Raw genomic sequence first — 17790 nt, 5'->3', positions numbered from 1 at the left:
TCATGCCTGGATGAATGACAGTCAATGGCTGACCATGAACGGCGCGTTACGTTCGCACGAAATCAGCAATCGCCCAGCTCAGACGCCGTCGAGGACGGGCTGCGTGCCCAGTGCCTCGGAGAGACGGTGATCGAACCGCGGGTGCACCCTTCGGGAACATCGGCGTCCGGGTCGAACTCGCGGAAGAGGTGCTCCCGCGGCTGGCGCGCGAGCGTGCCGCCGTACGGTCTGACGACGGGGCTGGGTACCCGCTCCTCGTACGCACTGCCGCGCGAGGAGCTCGAGGTGTTCAGCGTCCGCACGGTCCGGGGGCGGGCCGACGCGGTCGGCGATCCGCTGCAGATCCCCGTCGTGCGCGCTGCCGTCCTCGCCCGTGTGAACGGCCTCGCGGGCGGCGGCAGCGGAGTGCGACCGGAGATCCTGACGCTGCTCGTGGCCCTGCTCAACGCGCGGGTGTACCCCGTGATACCCAAGGTGGGATCGATCGGCGCCGCCGATCTGGTGCAGCTGGCGCATGTCGGTCTGTCGTCATCGGTGAGGGCAACGCCGAGTTCGCCGGCGAGGTGCTCGACGGCGCTGCGGCGGGCCGGTCTGGCCCCGGCCGTGCTGGGCCCGAAGGCCGGCTCTCGCCCTCGCCTTCGACACCCTCGCGCCGAGGACGACTCGACCAAGGCGGCGCTCGGCGCACGGCGGCTGGCCACGATCCTCGTACGGCTGCGGCGGTTGCTCGCCGTGGAGTCCGTGGTCGCCGCGCAGGCGGTGGATCTGGCGGCGCCGCCCGTACTCGGGCGGGGACCGCAGTTCCTGCCAGCGCGATCCGGAACGTCGTGCCCCGCTGGGACGACGTCCGGGCCTGCGGGGTGGACGTGGAGACGGTGAGCCGCGACATCCTGGGTGCGGACGATGTCCGGGGCGCTCTGCGCGCCCTGGCGGGAGGAGCGGTATGACCAACGTCGACGTGCACCAGCATCTGTGGACCCCCTCGCTGGTGACGGCCCTGCGATCGCGCCGCGAGCCGCCGTACCTGGAGGGCTGGACCCTGTTCCTGGACGGTGAGCCGCCCTACGAGATACCTCCCGCCGACCACGACGTCGCGCGGCGTGCGGAACTCGCCGCCTCCGACGGGCTCGGCCGGGCGCTCGTCTCGATGTCGGCCCCGATCGGCGTGGAGTGGCTGCCCGCCGCCGAGGCCCGGCCCCTGCTCGACGCCTACCACGACGGCGCGGCCGAACTCCCCGAACCGTTCGGCGCCTGGGCCGCCGCCTGCGTACGGGACATCGACGCGGACGCGACGGGCCGGGAACTGGACCGGGGGTTCGTCGGCCTCCAACTCCCGGCCAACGCCCTTGCGGACGCGGCCGGTTACGCGCACTGCGCCCCACTGCTGGATCTGCTGGAGGAGCGCGACCTCCCGTTGTTCGTCCACCCGGGGCCCGCACCGGGAGGTTCCGAGGGGCCCGGGTGGTGGCCGGCGATGGTCCCGTACGTCCAGCAGATGCACGCCGCCTGGTTCGCCTTCCGCGCCTTCGGGCGGCCGCGCCATCCGCGCCTGCGGGTGTGCTTCGCGCTGCTGGCCGGACTCGCCCCGCTGCACGGCGAGCGGTTCGCCGCCCGGGGCGTACCGGGGGAGAAAGCCGATCCGGACGTGTTCGTCGAGACGTCCTCGTACGGACCGGTCGCCGTCGACGCGATCGTCCACGCCCTCGGTGTGGACGCCGTGGTCCAGGGCTCGGACCGGCCCTACGCGACTCCCCCACGCCACCCCGGCTTCGGGCTGGGCGGAGCCGCGGCGTACGCCTTCCGCATAGCCAATCCGCGGCGGCTCCTCACGGGAGAGGCATGACACCCGGTCGAGGTACGGCTTGAGGGCTTGTCAGTGGTGGCGGGCAGACTGTGGAGCATGACTTCGGTGACCGCAGATGATTACGCCTGGATACGCTCCTCCCCGGTGTTCCGCCACGCGCTGCAGACCGGGTACACCCTGACCTCGGTGCGGGGCGTCGCCCCCGAGGAGGTCCTGCGAAGGATGGAGGCGGAGCCGCAGGACGTGTGCCTGGGGGTGGATACGCTGATCGAGCGGCAGGGGGAACTGCTCGACGCGACGGACTACTGGGACGAGTCGTTCCTCGCGGGTGCGTTCTCGGTGCCGGGCGAGGGCGGCGACTGGACGCTCGTCCTGGCCTTCGACGGTGGCGGGGGGATGCGGTCGCGGTTCCTGGAGGCCCTGTCGGCGGGCGGACGCGCCGTGGTGCATTCCAGTAACGGAGGCAAGCCGATCCACCTGTTCCACTGGTACGAGGACGGGGTGCTTCGCACCACCTTCGAATGGCCCACGGCCAGGGACGGCAGCACCCCCGACGACCTGAACTCCTTGATGCGTGAGGTCGGTTTCGACCTCTCCGACGACGAGAGCGACACCGGCACGCGCGTCGACACCAAGGCAGCGGTCCTCGCCCTCGCCGAGCGGCTGACCGGTGTGCCGGTGACGGAGGAACTGCTCCGTGATGCCGAGTATCGGCTCGGGCTCGTGCCGGAGGAGCCCGCCGAGGAGTGGACCGGCGTCGTCATCGACATCACCGACGCCCACGGGGAGCGCTTCTACAAGGAAGTCACCCGCCAGGAGGTCGAGACCGCCATGGCACGCGCCCGCGCCGAAGCCGCGGCACCCGTCGTGATCCGCGGGCCTTCGTCATCCGCCCCCTGACCCGCTCGGCGGCACCGTTCATCCGTTCATCGGCCGTAGGCGGAGAGGGGTGCTCAGCGCGGCCTGGCCGGCGTGAGGCTTGCTCCACGGCGAGATGTCCGGCGGCGACCGTCTCGCAGCAGGCCGCGTAGCCGACCGGATCGGCGTCGGAGAGTTTCCGCAGCAGAGCGCGGCCGAGAGGTGTCTCGGCCATACGCGGTGCGGCGAACCAACGGCCGGGACGGGTCGCGAGCAGTGGCTCGGTCCCCTGACGAGTGCGCCGCGCTCCCGCCAGGGTTCCGGCGGGCCGAAGTGGGCGGACGAGCCCCAACGCGGTGACGCGGTCGGCGGTGAACCGCCGTGTCCGGGTAGGTCGACCTTGAGGGTGGTGATGCCGTACGTGTCCCGGATCCGTTCGGCCTCGGCGACCATCTGCTCGGCGGGCGCGAAGCCGACCAGCTCGACTGTCGCTACGGCGCCTGCGGGACGTGCAAGTCGGTCTGCGAGTCCGGCAGTTACGACGACGGGGACTCAGCAGACCAGGACCTCGTCCACCTGGACACCCTCGAGGACTACGCCAGGGTCATCCCGTCTGGTGGCCGAGGGAGCTTGTATCGAAAGTGGATCAGTAGGGTTGGCCGTGGTGGGTGTCGCGCCAGTGCTGGAGAGGTCGCCATGTTGTTCGGGTCGCGGACCGGATTCGGTTTGGAGTTCCACGTCGAACGCGACCCGGGGCTGCTGTGCGTCGACGTCTTCGTCGGCGGGCTGCATGTGAACACGTGGGACAACGCGTTCTACCCGCCACTCCTGGTCAAGAAGCTGAAGGACGAGCTCAGTCGCTTTCGGACGCCGACTGCGCCGCCGGTGGGGTTCACCTCGCCGTCTGAGGCCTTTCGAATCGCCGAGAGCTGGATGTACGACGACGCCAGTACCGGGACCTCATCTGGGCCCGAGGCGGCACTCGCACGGTGTGTGTTCCTGGAGTGGGGGGAGTGCACCGACGAGGTGACAGCGTTCGCGTTCCCTGATGGGGACCGGATCCACCTCGCCTGTCGGGTGCGCGATGGAGGCGGTGCCGCCTGGGGCACCGAGGCCGGGCGTGAGCCAACGGTGGTGTCGGTGAGCCGGACGTTGCTCCTCGAGACGCTGGAGCGCGGGCTCGTCATCGCCGAACGTGAGTGGGCTGCCCGGCTCGCCGCCATCAAGGCCCGCAGTGACACAGGTGACGGCGAGGACGTGTCCAGCGTGCGCTCTCCTTAGGCGTGCATCGAATGGCTGCTCAACAGCCACTCGTCAATGGCCGCGATCAGGACGGCGGCCCCATGGCCCGTACGCCTCGGGTCTGTCCCGCCAAGGGATGCCGGTGCGGACTCGGAACCGTATGCCGTCGATCAGCTGTCGCCGACTTCAATCGAGATCACCTCACGGACAAGATCCACTTTCGACAGCCCTGGGCCTCGTCGATCGTCGCGGACAAAGGCCCCACCACGAAGCGGGCTCCGGATGAGAGGCTGATCGAGTCCGGCCTCCGTGTCGACCGAGGATCAGGAGTGTTCGTGCCCAAGCCACAACCCGTCCCGCAGGCGGTACTGAGCCCGCTCACCAACTCCGCCATCTTCCTGGTCGTGACCGTCGATCCCGGTGGGGAGCCGGTGGTGCGGGAGTTGTTGACCGACCTCGCCGGTCTGGTGCGTTCCGTCGGTTTCCGGATTCCGGAAGGCGAGCTGACCTGCGTCACCGGCATCGGCTCCGGCGCCTGGGACCGGCTGTTCGCCGGCCCCAGACCGGCCGAGCTCCATCCCTTCCGGGAAGTGACCGGTGCCCGTCACACGGCACCGGCCACCCCCGGGGACCTGCTCTTCCACATCAAGGCGCGGCAGCCGGACCTGTGCTTCGAGCTGGCCACACAGCTGATGGACCGGCTGCGCGGCGCGGTCACCGTCCGCGACGAGGTGTCCGGGTTCAAGTACTTCGACGAACGTGACCTCCTCGGTTTCGTCGACGGCACCGAGAACCCCACCGGCCCCGCCGCGAACACAGCCGTCGTGATCGGTGCCGCCGATCCGGAGCAGGACCCGGACTTCACCGGCGGCAGCTACGTCGTCGTACAGAAGTACCTGCACGACCTGTCGGCCTGGAACGCCCTGCCGGTCGAGGCGCAGGAACGGGCGGTCGGCCGCCGCAAACTCTCCGACATCGAGCTGCCCGACGACCTCAAGCCCGCCGACTCGCACGTCGCCCTCACCACGATCACCGACCCCGACGGCACCGAACGGCAGATCCTGCGCGACAACATGCCCTTCGGCGCGCCCGGACGCGGTGAGTTCGGCACGTACTTCATCGGCTACTCCAGTACCCCGTCGGTCATCGAGCGCATGCTGGAGAACATGTTCATCGGCGATCCGCCGGGAAGCCACGACCGTCTGCTCGACTTCTCCACAGCGGTCACCGGCACCCTGTTCCACGTACCCACCGCCGACTTCCTCGACGCCCCGCCCGCCGCACCGGATCCGTCGGTCACGGCCCAGGTCCCCGACGCATCCTTGGATGTCAGCGACCTCAAGCGGAACACCCCCCAATAGTCAACCTCCGGTGGCGTTCGAGGGTGGTGGCGAGGGGCGGGGTCGTGGATCAGAAGTCCTGGGGTACGGGGGCCAGCTTCCGGGACTTGTCGAAGTGGACGACGTCGGCCAGCGTGCCGCCGAGGATGGCGGCGCGGTCCTCGTCCCCGACGCCCTCGAAGTTCTCCGCGATGCACTCGGCGCTGCTGCGGAAGGTGCCCTCGGCGTGCGGGTAGTCGTTGCCCCACATGACCGTCGAGAGGCCGGTGATGTGACGGGCCTTGACGGCGGTCGGGTCGTCCGCGAACTGCACATGGATCTGGCGGCGGACGTACTCGGTGGGCTTGAGCGGATAGGGCCACTTGTCGTTGACGGCGAACAGCCGCCCCATGGCGGGCTGTTCCTTCGGCGCTCGGCTGTCGTCCCAGAAGCCGAGCCACCAGTCGGGGTCCTGGCCGGTGCCGGTCTTCCATGCCTTGTCCATGTATCCCATGAACGAGACCAGCCAACCGGCCGTGTACTCGATCAGGTTGAAGTGCAGGTCGGGGAAGCGCTCGCACACTCCGCCGCCGACGAGACTGGCGATGATGCCCTGCGGACCGGCCACCGCCGACCCGACCGCGCTGCCCATGGTCCGGCCGGCCACCATGTCGTCGGTCAGGTTGCCCTTGCCCATGTTCATGGCCGTCATCAGGCCCCGGACGGTCAGCGCGGTCCCGGACACCGCCTCCTTGACCTTCACCCCGCCGGTGGCGACGTGGATGAACACCGGCAGCCCGTGCGCCTGGGCGGCGGCCCAGACGGGGTCGTACTCCCGCGCGTAGTACGGCAGGGGCGGGATCTCCGGCAGGAGGATCGCACCGAGCCCCATCTTCGCGCACCGCTCGATCTCCGCCACGGCCTCGGGGACGTCCGTGAGCGGGATCGCGGCCGTCGGGCGCAGCCGTTCCCTGTACGGCAGGTAGCGCTCGACGAGGTAGTCGTTCCACACCCTGGCGTGGGCCATGGACAGCTCGTGGTCGTCCGTGAACAGGACGAACAGCGAGAGGTTGGGGAACATGACGGAGGCGTCGACGCCGTCGAGGTTCATGTCCCGGATGATGTGGTCCGGATCGCCGTCGGGGGTCTCGCCGCCGGTCTGGCGGTACTTGGAGATGGTCCATCCGTCGAAGCCGATGGTGTGCAGCTTCTTGAACTCCGTGTGGCCGCCCGGGACGATCGGCTCCTCGAGCGTGAACTCCTCTTCCCAGAGGGCCCGTTCGCGAAGATGCCCGGGCAGCCGGGTCTTGAAGAGATCGACCGGCTCGATGATGTGCGAGTCGCCGGACACGACAAATTCCTTGAACACAGGCGGTACCTCTTTCGAACGTCGTCGTTCGCGCTGGAACCACACCCCCGGATGATGCCGAGGTTAGATGTACCGACCGGTCGAGTCAATAATCAGGCCGTAGACGACGAGGACCGCGACCGCGAGCCCGAAACCGATCATCTTGATCATGGACTCGCCGGCGCCGATGAATCCGGAGAACACCGCCATCATGATCAGCGCGGCGGCGACGACCACCCGGGCGCTGTGCCGGAACCCGGAGACGATCGCCGGCTTGGGCGCCTCTCGGTGGACGTACGCCTCCCGCATCCGTGAGACCAGGAAGACCTCGTAGTCCATCGCCAGGCCGAAGACGATGCCCGCCAGGAAGATCGGCATCATGCTCATGATCGGGCCGGTGGACTCCACGCCCAGCAGCTCGGCGCCGTGCCCCTGCCTCGCCGTACTGGACGAACCGGGCGCGGTGGCCGAGATCTCCGACCTGTTGCGGGTGGACTTCCTGCATGGGGCGGAGGAGGCTGCCTACCGGGAACTCACCGCCCCGGACGCCTGGATCCACTATCCCGACACCGCACCGGTCCTGCGCGCCCTGCGCCGACGCGGGCTGCGCATCGGCATCGTCAGCGACTTCGCCTGGGACCTACGCACTCACCTCGCCCACCTCGCCCACCACGGGCTGGACGCCCTGATCGACACCTGCGTCGTCTCCTACGAGCAGGGCCGCGAAAAGCCGGACCCCCCAGCTGTTCCTCAAAGCCTGCGCCGACCCCCGCGCCGTGCTCATGGTCGGCGACAACCCGGTCCGCGACGGCGGCGCCACCGCCTGTGGCCTGCGCACCTACATCCTCCCAGCGGAACACCGCACGGGTGAGCGCGGCCTGGCGGACGTGCTGCGACCCGTCGGCTGACCGCGGCGGCCTGCGGGAGGAAGCCACGGTCACGGGCGGGGCGGCCACCACAGGCGGCGGGACCTGCACAGGCCGGCGCTCACCCGGCCGCCATCCCCGCGAGGCCGGCGATCACGCTTGCCGGAGGCACTCGGAACCAGGACCAACGTCGCCTGAAGCAGCTCAGGCACCGGAGGTGCGGCGGCCGCCGCCTCGGCGGTTGGAACTGCGGCCGCCGGTCCCGGCCCCGCCGCCCGTGGCTCTGCCGGTCCCGGCACCGCCGCCCGTGGTTCTGCCAGTCCCGGCACCGCCGCCCGTGGTTCCGCCGGCCGCAGACCGTCGGCCGACTCCGCGGCCGACCTTGCCTGAGGCAGCACCGGCCGCCGCGCCGGCCGCGGACTGGCGTCCGGAACCGCGGCCGCCCGCGGCGCCGGCACCACCCGTGGCCCTGTCGGACCCCGTCCGGCGGTCGGAGCCCCGGCCTCCCGTGCCGGTGGCGGCAGCTGTCGCCGCTTTGGCCCCGCCGCCGCTCCGGCGACGGCGGCCGGATCGGCCGGCGGGCTTGGTGGCGGTCTTCCGGTCCGGGCCGGACCCGTTCGGCGTCGCCGGCTCGGGGACCTGGATGGTGACGGCCACGCCGGAAGGCTCGCGGGCGCCGGTGAGGGCGGCCAGTTCCGCGTCGCTCGACCTGACGCGGGCCGAACGGGGGCGGATGCCTGCGTCCGACATGAGGCGGGTGACATCCCGTTTCTGCTCGGGCAGGACCAGCGTGACCACGCTGCCGGAGCCACCGGCGCGGGCCGTGCGGCCGCCCCGGTGGAGGTAGTCCTTGTGGTCGCCAGGGGGGTCGACGTTCACGACGAGGTCGAGGTCGTCGATGTGGATGCCCCGGGCCGCGACGTTCGTCGCCACCAAAGCGGTGACCTGGCCGTTCTTGAACTGTTCCAGGGTGCGGTTGCGCTGCGGCTGGGAGCGGCCGCCGTGCAGCGCCGCCGCGCGGACACCGACGGCCAGGAGCCGCTTGGCGAGCCGGTCGGCGGACCTCTTGGTGTCCAGGAAGAGGATGACCCGGCCGTCACGGGCCGCGATGCGCGTGGTGACGGCCTTCTTGTCGGTCTCGTCCTGGACGTGGAGCACGTGGTGCTCCATGGTGGTCACCGCTCCCGCGGACGGGTCCACGGAGTGCACCACGGGATCGGTCAGGAATTGCTGCACCAGGCGGTCGATGTTGCCGTCGAGAGTGGCCGAGAAGAGCATGCGCTGTCCGTCGGGCCGTACCTGCCGGATCAGCTTGGTGATCTGCGGCAGGAAGCCCATGTCGGTCATCTGGTCGGCTTCGTCCAGCACCGTGATGCGTACGTTGTCGAGTACGCAGTCCCCGCGTTCCACGAGGTCGTTGAGCCTGCCGGGACTCGCCACGACCACCTCGGCGCCGCGCCGGAGAGTGGCGGCCTGCTTGGTGATGGACAGCCCGCCGACCACGGTGGCCAGCCGGAGATTCACCGCCGTCGCGTAGGGGGTCAGCGCATCCGTCACTTGCTGGGCGAGTTCACGGGTGGGTACCAGCACGAGGGCGAGGGGTGCCTTGGGCTCCGCGCGCAGTCCGGCCGTGCGGGCCAGGAGCGCCAGACCGAACGCGAGGGTCTTCCCGGAGCCGGTGCGTCCTCGTCCCAGCAGGTCACGGCCGGCGAGCGAATTGGGCAGTGTGGCGGCCTGGATGGGGAAGGGGGTGGTCACTCCCTGCGCGGTGAGGGTCTTCAGCAGCGCCGCGGGCATGTCCAGACCGGCGAAGTCCTCGACGGCGGGAAGTGCGGGTGTCGTGCTTTCCGGCAGCCGGAACTCACGCGGTGACGAGGCGGACGGCGGGCGCGAAGAGGCGCGCCGGTTCGGCTTCTGGGGCCTTCGGGACATGCGGTGATCTGCCTTCCTGGAAACAGCACAAACCGGGGTCCGCACCATGACGGTGCGGACCCCGGTGAGCGGGTACGCGTCCGGCGATCAGGCGGGGACGATGTTCTCCGCCTGCGGGCCCTTCTGACCCTGCGTCACGTCGAAGGAGACCCGCTGGCCCTCCTGGAGCTCACGGAAGCCCTGGGTCGCGATGTTCGAGTAGTGAGCGAAGACGTCAGGACCGCCGCCGTCCTGCGCGATGAAGCCGAAACCCTTTTCGGAGTTGAACCACTTGACGGTTCCCTGTGCCATGACTTTCTCCATCTGTAGGCAGAGGCCCCATCCGGAGATGCCGGAAAACAAATCATGCGCCTGAAGGAGAAGCATTCCTGTCAGGCGCACATAGGTTCATGGGTACCACAACTGCAACACCCAGAGCCTAGCACAGCTGCCCAGCTCCCGGTGTGGGCCCGCCCACCCACTGCGCGGGCACCTGGCCCTCACGACTGAGCATCTGTGTCGCCAGCACCCGCAGGGCTGCCGCGAAGAGCGGCGGATTGCGCAGGAACTCCATGTGGATGCCGGGAAACTCCACCCACGGCACAGCGACACGGCGGGCGATCTCCACGGAAGGCCGCGCGTAGTACGCACCCCGGTCGGCGGCGCCTGCGCCCAGCACGATCGGGAAGGGCGCGGCCCGCAACGCGGCCACGTCGGGACGAAAGCCGGCGAAGCCGGGCCACTCCGTGCCGAACAGGTGGTCCTGGTTTGCCAGGAACCGCTTCCACAGGTCCTCGGGCCAGCGGTACGTCCCCTCGCCCCGCGTCGTGGCGGCAAACCGGCGTCCCGCCGCCGGAGCGCCGCCCTCGGCGTACAGCGCGGCCACGTCACCGAAGAAACCGCGATCGGGATCACCGTCGGGCAGAACGTTCACGGCAGGCGGCTCGTGCGCGACCAGACCGGTCAGCACCCGCGGGTGCAGCGCGGCCAGCGTGAGTCCGACGATCGCGCCCCCGCTGTTGCCGAACACCAGCGCATGTCCGCCCGCCACCGACTCGATCAGCCCACGGGCGTCGGCCGCCTGCTGAGCGAGGTCCATCGGTCCGGCGCGGCGGCCGGTGCTGCGGGAATTGCCTCGCCGGTCGTAGGTGATCACGGTGAAGGCGTCGGCCAGCCCCTCGGCGACACCCGCGTAGTACCCGGCGTCCCCTCCGGCCCCGCTGATCATCAGCAGGGCGGGCCCACTCCCCCGCACTTCGTAATACAGGCACGCTCCGTCGACCTCGCACACATCACTGAGCACGGCATCCGACATCACCGTCCGCACCTCCTCGGTACAGGGAGCATGGAGCAAAGCAGCAGTGGAACAGCCTGCAGCCATGCCTTACCCCACGGTGGGAAGCGCCGCCAGGTGAACGGCATGCTCTGCCCCGGACAGCGGAGTACTGACCCGCCCTCGATGGGGGGCGCGGCCTCGTGAGGGGCCGTTCCCCGATCAGCCGCCGAAGGCGGGGGCGTTGTCGTGGGCCCAGTCGGCGAAGGTGCGTGCGGGTCGGCCCAGCAGCTTTTCCACGGTGTCGGTGGTGGGGCCCGGCTGGTGGGCGTAGTCGGCGAGCGAGCCGAGCAGGCGGTCGGGGACCTCCTCGGGCAGTCCTTGCGCGAGCATGCCCTGGCGTACGTGCTCGGGCGGGAGCTCCTGGAAGGACAGCGCCCGGTCGAGGGCGGCGCCGATGAGGCGCACCTTCTCGACCTGGTCCAGTGACTGCGGCCCGGTCAGCGTGTGGATCGACCCCGGGGGAACGGTGCCGCGCAGGGCGCGTGCGGCGACCGCAGCGATGTCGATTTCATGGAGGGGCGAGGTGGCGGCTCGGCCGTACGCGCCGCGCACCACGTCACCGGACCTGATCTGGGGCGCCCAGGCCAGTGCGTTGGCCGCGAAGTCGGCCAGGCGCAGGACCGTCCAGTCCAGGCCGGAACTTCTGACGAGGTCCTCGGCGTGCTGGAACTGCGCGGCGAAGCGGGCTTCCCCCGCGGGATACGCCACGGTGGTGGCCGACAGCAGCACCACACGCCGCACGCCCTGCCCGACGGCGAGCCGCAGGAGTGCGCCAAGTCCCGGGCCGGTGGCGCGCGGGCTGATCTGCAGGGCCTGCACTCCTTCTAACGCCGCCTCGATCCACCCGGGGCGAAACAGGTCGCCGCTGACGGCTCGGACGCCGACCGGGAACGCGGCCGCGCCGGGACCGCGCGTGACCGCGGTGACGGCCGCGCCCTCCTCGAGCATCAGGCTCATCACCTGACGCCCGACAACGCCGTTGGCTCCAGTGATCAGGATCATGGTCTTCTTCCTTTGCTTGAAGCTGAGGTCGGTGGTGGTGGTCGTCAGACGCGCCCATGCCCCAGGTGGCGGGGCGGTGAGCCCGTGAGGGGGGTGGAGTCGAGGTACCGGACCTCGTAGACGCGTTCGCTGAACTTCCAGCCGTCGGGCGTGCGCTGGTAGCGGTCGTGATAGAGGGCGTGGTTGAGGTGTGAGCTGCCGTCGCGCATCCGCCCGAACTCCTGGATGTACACGCGCCCGATCGCGGTGTCGCCGTCGATCCGGATGACGCCGGGGTGGACGTTCTGCAGGAAGAACTCCCACAGCCCTTGCCCCCACTCGATCCCCGCGCGGATCTCCTCGCGGCCGAGGAACTCCTTGTCGATGTGCGGCCACCGGATGGCGCCGTCGGGCGTGAACAGCGAGGCGACGCGGTCGAAGTCGCGCATCATCACCGCGTCGGTGACCTCGGCGCGCAGCGCCTCGATCTCGACGCGATCGACGAGGGCCTGCAGAGCGTTCATCGGGTCTCCCTGCCTCATCGATGCGTCGGTCAGGTGTCCGCCGCCTGCCCGATGGGTGGTGAGTCCAGCATCGATGCAGGTCAGCGGCGGAACAATGTAGAGTCCGTGGGGCTATCCATAACGTGGGGGTTATGTATGGAGCTGCGCGACATCGAGATCTTCCTGACGCTGGCCGAAGAGCTGCACTTCGGCCGCACCGCCGAACGGCTTCACGTGTCCCAGGCCCGCGTCAGCCAGGCGATCCGCAGACAAGAACGCCACCTCGGCGTCGCCCTGTTCGATCGCACCAGCCGACGCGTGGCCCTCACCCCCGTCGGCCGACGCCTGCGCGAAGACCTCCAGCAGGCCCTCGACCTCCTCCACGCAGGACTCGCCCGCGCCCAAGCAGCAGGGCCGGGCGCGGGCCGGACCCTGCGCCTGGGCGTCTTCGGCCACGCCGGACACGAACTACGCCCCCTCGTCGACGCGTTCCGCATCCGCTGCCCCGGCAGCGACATCCAGTTCCGCGAGATCAACGCCAACGACGCGTTCACCGCCCTGCGCAGCGGAGAGCACGACGCGCACGTGCTGTGGCTGCCGGTCGCCGAACCCGACCTCACCGTCGGCCCCACCGTGCTCACCGGAGGCCGCGTGCTGGCCGTGGCGGCGGACCATCCGCTCGCCGAACGCGGCACCGCGTCCCTGGAGGACCTCGCCGACAACCACGTCGTCGACCTCGGCCCCGAAGCGCCCGAGTACTGGGTCGCCTCCATGGTCCCCACCCGCACCCCGCTCGGCCGCCGTGTCCCACGCGGGCCCACCGCGCGGACCTTCCACGAAGTCCTCTCCCTGGTGGCCGCCGGAAGCTGCGTCCATCCACTGGGCGAAATCGCCGCGCGCTACAACAAGCCGCCCGGCATCGTCTTCCTGCCCCTCCACGACGCCCCCACCCTCGAATGGGCGCTCACCTGGCGCACCACCGCGGACAGCCCCACCCTCCGCGCACTGGCCCAAACCGCCGCCGACCTCGGCCCCATCACCCTGTGACAGCGAAAACGGCCGGCACCCGGGGGCATGGTGAAGGCGGTGCGGGCGCCGGCTGGTCCTCGCGGGCACGGGGTCTGCCCGCGAGTGGGGCCCTGCGGTCCTTGTGGCGTCCGCGTCGGTTGCCGAGGGTGTCCATGAGGACTGCTTCGGTTCAGGGCGTCCGGCATGAGATCAAGGAGATCCTTTGACGCGCGACCACTTGGCGATGGACACGTCCGCACAGCGGGAGCCGAAAGCCAAGCCGGTGTCTCGGGCGGTCGGCGCGAAGGGCTGGACGCCCGGGGCGCCGGTGGACCGGGCCGGTGTGACGGCGCTTCAGCTGGCCGCGGGCAATGCCGTGGTCGCCCGGCTGGTCGAGGAGCAGCGCCACGCACACGGTCCCGACTGTGGGCATACGGACGGGACCGTGCAGCGGTCGGCCGTCCATGAGGTGCTGCGCGGCGCCGGTCAGCCGATGGGCGGTGAGCTTCAGCAGGAGATGGAGGCCCGGTTCGGCGGCGCGGACTTCTCCGACGTACGTCTGCACACGGGGGCCCAGGCGCGCCGCTCGGCCGAGGAGGTCGGGGCACGTGCCTACACGTCGGGCAGCAGCATCGTCATCGGTGACGGCGGCGCCGACAAACACACCCTCGCTCATGAACTCGGGCATGTCCTTCAGCAGCGGCAGGGGCCGGTGGGCGGTGAGGCCGATCCGCGGGGCCTTCGCATCTCCAAGCCCACCGATCCTCTGGAGGTGTCGGCCGAGCGGCAGGCCCACGAGGTGATGCGGGGGCAGGTGCCGGTGCTGCGGAAGGCCGAGAGCGACGCGCCGGTTCCGCAGGAAGCCGCGGCCTCCCCGGGGACCGCGCCGGCCGTCCAACGCGCCCCGCTCCATGTCACGCACGAAGGGGACGAGACCACGGGCCCGCAGGCCGTGGACTCCGACAACGAGCAGGACGTGCGCCGCTTCGTCTTCGATTCGATCCTCAAGGGCAACCATGAGGCGGTCTCGCTCATCATGAGCCGTCTCGAAGCCATCGATCCGCAGCCGGCCTACCTCGCCAACCTCCGCGAGGTGGTGTCTCAGGCCCCTGCCCAGGAACGCCCTCGCATCCCGCCCCTGGTCCACTTCATCTGGATCGGCGGCGGCATCAGCAAGGACGCCCTCGACAACGTCCTGGCGTGGGCGGAGAAGGCTCAGAACTCCGACTGGCGCATCATCCTGTGGAGGGACAAGGTCAGTACCTGGCCGTGGGGCGACACGCTCCGGGTGAGGGTGGCCAAGGCGATCGAGTTCAGGTACGTCGAGGACGCACTCGACGCGCGGGTCGCGGCCACGTACGAGAAGGCGACCAAGGGTCCGACGAAGGCGTACCCCTTGGCCTCCGACATCGCCCGGTACAGCATCCTCAAGAAGCTCGGCGGCGTGTACGCCGACGTGGACCTGGGGTCCGGGTCGATCGACCTCAAGCAGACTCAGCCGACGCTCCGCGAGAACGACGTCCCGGTCCTCGGACCCCTCATCCGGGACAAGGGCAGCCTCAACGCCTCCCTCTCGGCGGCGGGGGCCCCGCCCGTCACGGGTGTCGCGACCGCGGAGCAGGTCAGGACCGCGGCACACTACCTCCTCGGCACGGGTGGCTACGGCAACCACTTCATCGGCGCGCAGCGGAACTCCGCCGTCATGGAGAAGATGATCGACAAGATCGCCCGTTCCACCGGGGACATGGACGCCGCAGGACTCCACATGGCCGGCCCCGTGGCGACCGGGCCCTTCGCCCTCATCCAGGTGGTCGACCAGCACCTCAGCTCGGAGTTCGGCGTCCAGAGCCTCCAGGCCGGAGAGCACCAGTTGTTCCAGCAGGCGGGGCAGCAGTTCCACGACCACATGCAGTGGCTGACCGCGGAGAGCGAGAACCAGAACTACTGACACTGCGACCCGCGGCAGCCGGGCCGCGCGTTCAGCGGCGCCCGGTCTCCGCGGCGAAGGCGTCGAGCAGGGCGAAGGTGCGCGCCGGCTGTTCGAGATGGGGCAGGTGGCCCGCCTCCGCCACCGCTTCGAAGCGGGCGTTCCCGAACGACGCCGAGTACTCCTTGCCGTATGCCGGGGTCGCGATGCGGTCGCTCTCGCCCCACACGACGAGGGTGGGGGCGGTGACGGCGGCGAGGCGGGGGCGGAGCGCGGGATCGTTCATGGCGGGGCCGCCGGAGTAGACGCGCAGGGTTGCCATGTTGGCCTGGATGACGGCGAGTCGCTCGGCCGGGACGGTCGCCGGGTCGACGTAGAAGCGCTCGGGGTCGTGGTACGCGTACTCGGCGACGCCCCGTGCGTCGAGGGCGAAGAAGTCCCGGATCGGTTCGCCGTCGACCTGGATGCCGACCGCGTTCATCAGGACGACTCCGCTGATCAGACCCTCCGTGTCGGCCGTGACCAGTTCGGCGCCGATCCAGCCGCCGAGCGACGAGCCGATGACCAGAACGTCGGAGAGGTGCCGGTCGCGCAGGAGGCGGAGGTAAGCGGCGGCGAGGTCGGCCACGCGGGTGAGGCCGTCGGGCCGGGAGGTGCCGTTCCAGCCCGGGTGGGTGGGCAGCAGGGTGCGGGCGGTCGTGGCGAAGTGCTCGGCGATCGGGGCGACGGTGGCGGGACCACCGCCGCCGTGCAGGACGAGGACGGGGCGACCGGCGGCCGGGCCGGATTCGGTGAGTGTCAGTTCCGAAGTCATGACCCGGACCGTAACTAAGGATATTTATATAAGCAAGCTTAGTCAAGGTGCTAGCCTGGCGCTCATGGTCGTTGAACTGCAGATCCTCGGAAGCGCCGTGAAGGCCGCCCAGTACCGCCAGCACCGGGCGCTCGACAGCCGCCTCGCGTCCGTCGGCAGCACGCTCGCGCAGTGGGACGCGCTACGGGCGATCGGCCGCACGCCGGGCGCCAGCGCGCGGGAGCTGGCGGTGGCGACCTTCCAGAGCGAGCAGGCGTTCGGCACGCTCGCCGGAAGACTGGTGGCGCAGGGACTGGTGGACCGGCGCCCCGGGCACGGCCGCCGCATCGAGCATCACCTCACTCCCGAGGGGAACCGGGTCCTGAAGGCCGGCCACGAGGTGGCGGACTCGGTGCTCGAAGAGTGCTTCGAGGGTCTGACGGAGGCGGAGCGAGAGGCGCTGCTGGGGCTGCTGCGGAAGATGGAGGCGCAGGCCGAGGGCTGAGCCGCGGCGTCACGGCACGTCGGCCTGGTGAATGACCTCAAATCCCCTGCCTGCGTGAGCGATGAGTTCGGGCGGTGGATCGGGTCTGCCCTGGTATGACTCGGATCATCGCTGACATCTCGGTCTCCCTGGACGGTTTCGTCACCGGGCCCGATCCCGGGCCGGACAGCGGTCTGGGCACCGGCGGCGAGGCCCTGCACACCTGGGCCTTCTCCGACGACCCCGACGACCGCCGGATCCTGCGGGAGGCGACCGCCCGCTCGGGCGCCGTCGTCCTCGGCCGGCGGCTCTTCGACATCGTCGACGGGCCGAACGGGTGGGACGACACGACCGGCTACGGCGCCGGCGAGGTCGGCAAGCCCGCGTTCGTCGTCGTGACGAGCTCGCCACCGAAGTCGGTGCGGCTCACCGAGCTCGACTGGACGTTCGTCACCACCGGCCTCCCCGACGCCGTCGCCGCCGCGCGCGAGCGCGCCGAAGGCGCGTCGTCGGACAGCGGCAAGGACCTCGACGTCATCCTCATGGGCGGCGGCGCCACGATCGGCTCGGCGCTCGAGGCCGGACTGGTCGACACGCTGACGCTGCACCTCGCGCCCGTCGTGCTGGGCGCCGGGACGCCCCTGTTCACCGGCACCGCGCCGCGCACGCTGGTACGGCGGAGCGTGACCTCGACATCGACCGCGACGCATCTGACCTACGACATCCTCTGACAGCCCCTGGACGAGGTCGAGCCACAGGCTCATGCGTTGCCACTGCCACCGTCCTCGCTGCGCAGGAGAGCCAGTTGCCGACGGACGGCGGCGGTCACCCTGCGCTCGTCGTCCGTGGCGAGAAGGTCGAGCAGTGCACCGCGAAGTACCGCCAGCGTCAGTGTGCGGCGGACGGCGCCGTCCTCGCCGTCTCGTTCCGACTGCGGTTGGCAGGCGGCCAGGACGTCGAGCCAGTCGTCCACGGTGGTCCTGGCGAACCCGGCCCAGGGGCCGTCCGGCTCGACGAGGGAGCGTGCGTACGCCTCGACCCACAGGCGCAGCAGCGGCCGGTGCTCCTCGGTTGCGAGCCACGTCCACACCTGACCGGCCGCAGCAACCAGGCCGACGGGGTGATCGGCCTGACGGAGACGTGCCAGAAGCGCCAGTTCATCGCCGCGCGCCCGCTCCAACAACGCCCGTACGAGCCCGTCCTTGTTCCCGAAGAGGAACATCAGCACCCGAGTGCTGGAGCCGATGGCCTCGGCCAGCGGGCGCAGCGACAGGTCGGCCAAGCCGTGGGTGAGCGCGTACTGGTAAGCGGCCTCGAGCAATTGGGTCTGGCGTGCGGACGGGTTTGCGGTTTTCGGGGGCATGGATCTAGCCTAAAGCAACTGACACGACCGTGTCAGTAACGGCAGGT

19 protein-coding genes and 1 pseudogene are annotated in these 17790 nt (G+C 70.4%); 10 read left to right on the top strand and 10 right to left on the bottom strand.

Annotation, left to right across the window (positions count from 1 at the left end):
- Positions 1 to 213 precede the first annotated feature (213 nt).
- From ACIRF9_RS21335 to ACIRF9_RS21320, 4 genes are all read left to right on the top strand, one after another.
- Positions 214 to 879, top strand: coding sequence for an aromatic amino acid lyase (locus tag ACIRF9_RS21335; RefSeq protein ID WP_403824292.1), 666 nt, complete (start codon positions 214 to 216; stop codon positions 877 to 879).
- Positions 880 to 943: 64 nt separating this feature from the next.
- A complete protein-coding gene (locus ACIRF9_RS21330; protein WP_403824289.1) occupies positions 944 to 1843 on the top strand; it encodes an amidohydrolase in 900 nt (299 codons plus the stop codon).
- A 57-nt stretch (positions 1844 to 1900) separates the two neighbouring features.
- Positions 1901 to 2704 (top strand): DUF6461 domain-containing protein, encoded by an 804-nt coding sequence (locus ACIRF9_RS21325; protein WP_403824286.1) that lies wholly within the window; start codon positions 1901 to 1903, stop codon positions 2702 to 2704.
- A gap of 654 nt (positions 2705 to 3358) precedes the next feature.
- Positions 3359 to 3943: a hypothetical protein gene (locus tag ACIRF9_RS21320; protein ID WP_403824283.1), complete on the top strand. Its 585-nt coding sequence runs from the start codon at positions 3359 to 3361 to the stop codon at positions 3941 to 3943.
- Positions 3944 to 3976: 33 nt separating this feature from the next.
- Here the strand turns inward: ACIRF9_RS21320 and ACIRF9_RS21315 are convergent, their stop codons facing one another.
- The gene (locus ACIRF9_RS21315) at positions 3977 to 4075 is read right to left on the bottom strand and encodes a hypothetical protein (RefSeq protein ID WP_403824638.1); all 99 of its coding nucleotides are present in this window, start codon (positions 4073 to 4075) and stop codon (positions 3977 to 3979) included.
- Positions 4076 to 4239: 164 nt separating this feature from the next.
- Here ACIRF9_RS21315 and ACIRF9_RS21310 point away from each other — a divergent pair, with 164 nt between their 5' ends.
- Entirely contained in the window at positions 4240 to 5265 is a 1026-nt protein-coding gene (locus ACIRF9_RS21310) for a Dyp-type peroxidase (protein ID WP_403824280.1), read from the top strand.
- A gap of 49 nt (positions 5266 to 5314) precedes the next feature.
- On the opposite strand, the gene ACIRF9_RS21305 is transcribed toward ACIRF9_RS21310, so the two are convergent.
- A complete protein-coding gene (locus tag ACIRF9_RS21305) occupies positions 5315 to 6574 on the bottom strand; it encodes an amidohydrolase family protein (protein ID WP_403824276.1) in 1260 nt (419 codons plus the stop codon).
- A gap of 126 nt (positions 6575 to 6700) precedes the next feature.
- Positions 6701 to 7009: pseudogene (locus tag ACIRF9_RS21300) on the bottom strand (MMPL family transporter); the annotation flags it as partial.
- On the opposite strand from ACIRF9_RS21300, the gene ACIRF9_RS21295 reads away from it, so the two are divergent.
- Complete coding sequence (locus tag ACIRF9_RS21295; RefSeq protein WP_403824273.1) at positions 6927 to 7442, top strand: HAD family hydrolase; 516 nt, start codon at positions 6927 to 6929, stop codon at positions 7440 to 7442. The pseudogene ACIRF9_RS21300 and the gene ACIRF9_RS21295 sit on opposite strands and share 83 nt — an antisense overlap.
- Before the next feature lie 199 nt (positions 7443 to 7641).
- Here ACIRF9_RS21295 and ACIRF9_RS21290 read toward each other — a convergent pair whose 3' ends face one another.
- The 5 genes from ACIRF9_RS21290 to ACIRF9_RS21270 all read right to left on the bottom strand — a co-directional run bounded on the left by ACIRF9_RS21290 (position 7642) and on the right by ACIRF9_RS21270 (position 12189).
- Positions 7642 to 9369 carry a DEAD/DEAH box helicase gene (locus tag ACIRF9_RS21290; RefSeq protein WP_403824270.1) on the bottom strand — a complete coding sequence of 576 codons (1728 nt, stop codon included), beginning with the start codon at positions 9367 to 9369 and terminating at the stop codon, positions 7642 to 7644.
- A gap of 87 nt (positions 9370 to 9456) precedes the next feature.
- The gene (locus ACIRF9_RS21285; RefSeq protein ID WP_020943502.1) at positions 9457 to 9660 is read right to left on the bottom strand and encodes a cold-shock protein; all 204 of its coding nucleotides are present in this window, start codon (positions 9658 to 9660) and stop codon (positions 9457 to 9459) included.
- A gap of 127 nt (positions 9661 to 9787) precedes the next feature.
- Positions 9788 to 10663 (bottom strand): alpha/beta fold hydrolase, encoded by an 876-nt coding sequence (locus ACIRF9_RS21280; RefSeq protein ID WP_403824268.1) that lies wholly within the window; start codon positions 10661 to 10663, stop codon positions 9788 to 9790.
- Positions 10664 to 10843: 180 nt separating this feature from the next.
- Positions 10844 to 11686: an NAD(P)H-binding protein gene (locus ACIRF9_RS21275; protein ID WP_403824265.1), complete on the bottom strand. Its 843-nt coding sequence runs from the start codon at positions 11684 to 11686 to the stop codon at positions 10844 to 10846.
- A 44-nt stretch (positions 11687 to 11730) separates the two neighbouring features.
- Positions 11731 to 12189 (bottom strand): nuclear transport factor 2 family protein, encoded by a 459-nt coding sequence (locus tag ACIRF9_RS21270; RefSeq protein ID WP_403824262.1) that lies wholly within the window; start codon positions 12187 to 12189, stop codon positions 11731 to 11733.
- A gap of 135 nt (positions 12190 to 12324) precedes the next feature.
- On the opposite strand from ACIRF9_RS21270, the gene ACIRF9_RS21265 reads away from it, so the two are divergent.
- The gene (locus ACIRF9_RS21265) at positions 12325 to 13215 is read left to right on the top strand and encodes a LysR family transcriptional regulator (protein ID WP_403824259.1); all 891 of its coding nucleotides are present in this window, start codon (positions 12325 to 12327) and stop codon (positions 13213 to 13215) included.
- Between the two features lie 184 nt (positions 13216 to 13399).
- Positions 13400 to 15124 (top strand): DUF4157 domain-containing protein, encoded by a 1725-nt coding sequence (locus ACIRF9_RS21260; RefSeq protein WP_403824256.1) that lies wholly within the window; start codon positions 13400 to 13402, stop codon positions 15122 to 15124.
- 31 nt (positions 15125 to 15155) lie between these two features.
- Here ACIRF9_RS21260 and ACIRF9_RS21255 read toward each other — a convergent pair whose 3' ends face one another.
- Positions 15156 to 15917 (bottom strand): alpha/beta fold hydrolase, encoded by a 762-nt coding sequence (locus tag ACIRF9_RS21255; RefSeq protein ID WP_403824252.1) that lies wholly within the window; start codon positions 15915 to 15917, stop codon positions 15156 to 15158.
- Positions 15918 to 15981: 64 nt separating this feature from the next.
- Between ACIRF9_RS21255 and ACIRF9_RS21250 the strand changes: the two genes are divergently transcribed.
- Together ACIRF9_RS21250 and ACIRF9_RS21245 are read left to right on the top strand one after the other, a co-directional pair.
- Positions 15982 to 16401: a MarR family winged helix-turn-helix transcriptional regulator gene (locus ACIRF9_RS21250; protein WP_403824249.1), complete on the top strand. Its 420-nt coding sequence runs from the start codon at positions 15982 to 15984 to the stop codon at positions 16399 to 16401.
- Between the two features lie 95 nt (positions 16402 to 16496).
- Positions 16497 to 17111, top strand: a complete 615-nt coding sequence (locus tag ACIRF9_RS21245; protein ID WP_403824247.1) for a dihydrofolate reductase family protein — start codon at positions 16497 to 16499, stop codon at positions 17109 to 17111.
- A 29-nt stretch (positions 17112 to 17140) separates the two neighbouring features.
- Here the strand turns inward: ACIRF9_RS21245 and ACIRF9_RS21240 are convergent, their stop codons facing one another.
- Positions 17141 to 17743, bottom strand: a complete 603-nt coding sequence (locus ACIRF9_RS21240; protein WP_403824244.1) for a TetR family transcriptional regulator — start codon at positions 17741 to 17743, stop codon at positions 17141 to 17143.
- Between the last annotated feature and the right edge of the window lie 47 nt (positions 17744 to 17790).

This window comes from Streptomyces sp. NPDC096132, assembly GCF_044763345.1.
Classification (GTDB): Bacteria; Actinomycetota; Actinomycetes; order Streptomycetales; family Streptomycetaceae; genus Streptomyces.
Note: the sequence above shows the minus strand (reverse complement) of the source record. Positions and strands in the feature narration are given on the sequence as shown.

Coding starts and splice junctions, on each gene's coding strand:
- ACIRF9_RS21270 (WP_403824262.1), bottom strand. CDS start 12,189: ATGAACGCTCTGCAGGCCCTCGTCGATCGCGTCGAGATCGAGGCGCTG.
- ACIRF9_RS21290 (WP_403824270.1), bottom strand. CDS start 9,369: ATGTCCCGAAGGCCCCAGAAGCCGAACCGGCGCGCCTCTTCGCGCCCG.
- ACIRF9_RS21330 (WP_403824289.1), top strand. CDS start 944: ATGACCAACGTCGACGTGCACCAGCATCTGTGGACCCCCTCGCTGGTG.
- ACIRF9_RS21285 (WP_020943502.1), bottom strand. CDS start 9,660: ATGGCACAGGGAACCGTCAAGTGGTTCAACTCCGAAAAGGGTTTCGGC.
- ACIRF9_RS21275 (WP_403824265.1), bottom strand. CDS start 11,686: ATGATCCTGATCACTGGAGCCAACGGCGTTGTCGGGCGTCAGGTGATG.
- ACIRF9_RS21295 (WP_403824273.1), top strand. CDS start 6,927: ATGCCCGCCAGGAAGATCGGCATCATGCTCATGATCGGGCCGGTGGAC.
- ACIRF9_RS21280 (WP_403824268.1), bottom strand. CDS start 10,663: ATGTCGGATGCCGTGCTCAGTGATGTGTGCGAGGTCGACGGAGCGTGC.
- ACIRF9_RS21245 (WP_403824247.1), top strand. CDS start 16,497: ATGACTCGGATCATCGCTGACATCTCGGTCTCCCTGGACGGTTTCGTC.
- ACIRF9_RS21265 (WP_403824259.1), top strand. CDS start 12,325: ATGGAGCTGCGCGACATCGAGATCTTCCTGACGCTGGCCGAAGAGCTG.
- ACIRF9_RS21325 (WP_403824286.1), top strand. CDS start 1,901: ATGACTTCGGTGACCGCAGATGATTACGCCTGGATACGCTCCTCCCCG.
- ACIRF9_RS21320 (WP_403824283.1), top strand. CDS start 3,359: ATGTTGTTCGGGTCGCGGACCGGATTCGGTTTGGAGTTCCACGTCGAA.
- ACIRF9_RS21250 (WP_403824249.1), top strand. CDS start 15,982: ATGGTCGTTGAACTGCAGATCCTCGGAAGCGCCGTGAAGGCCGCCCAG.
- ACIRF9_RS21240 (WP_403824244.1), bottom strand. CDS start 17,743: ATGCCCCCGAAAACCGCAAACCCGTCCGCACGCCAGACCCAATTGCTC.
- ACIRF9_RS21255 (WP_403824252.1), bottom strand. CDS start 15,917: ATGACTTCGGAACTGACACTCACCGAATCCGGCCCGGCCGCCGGTCGC.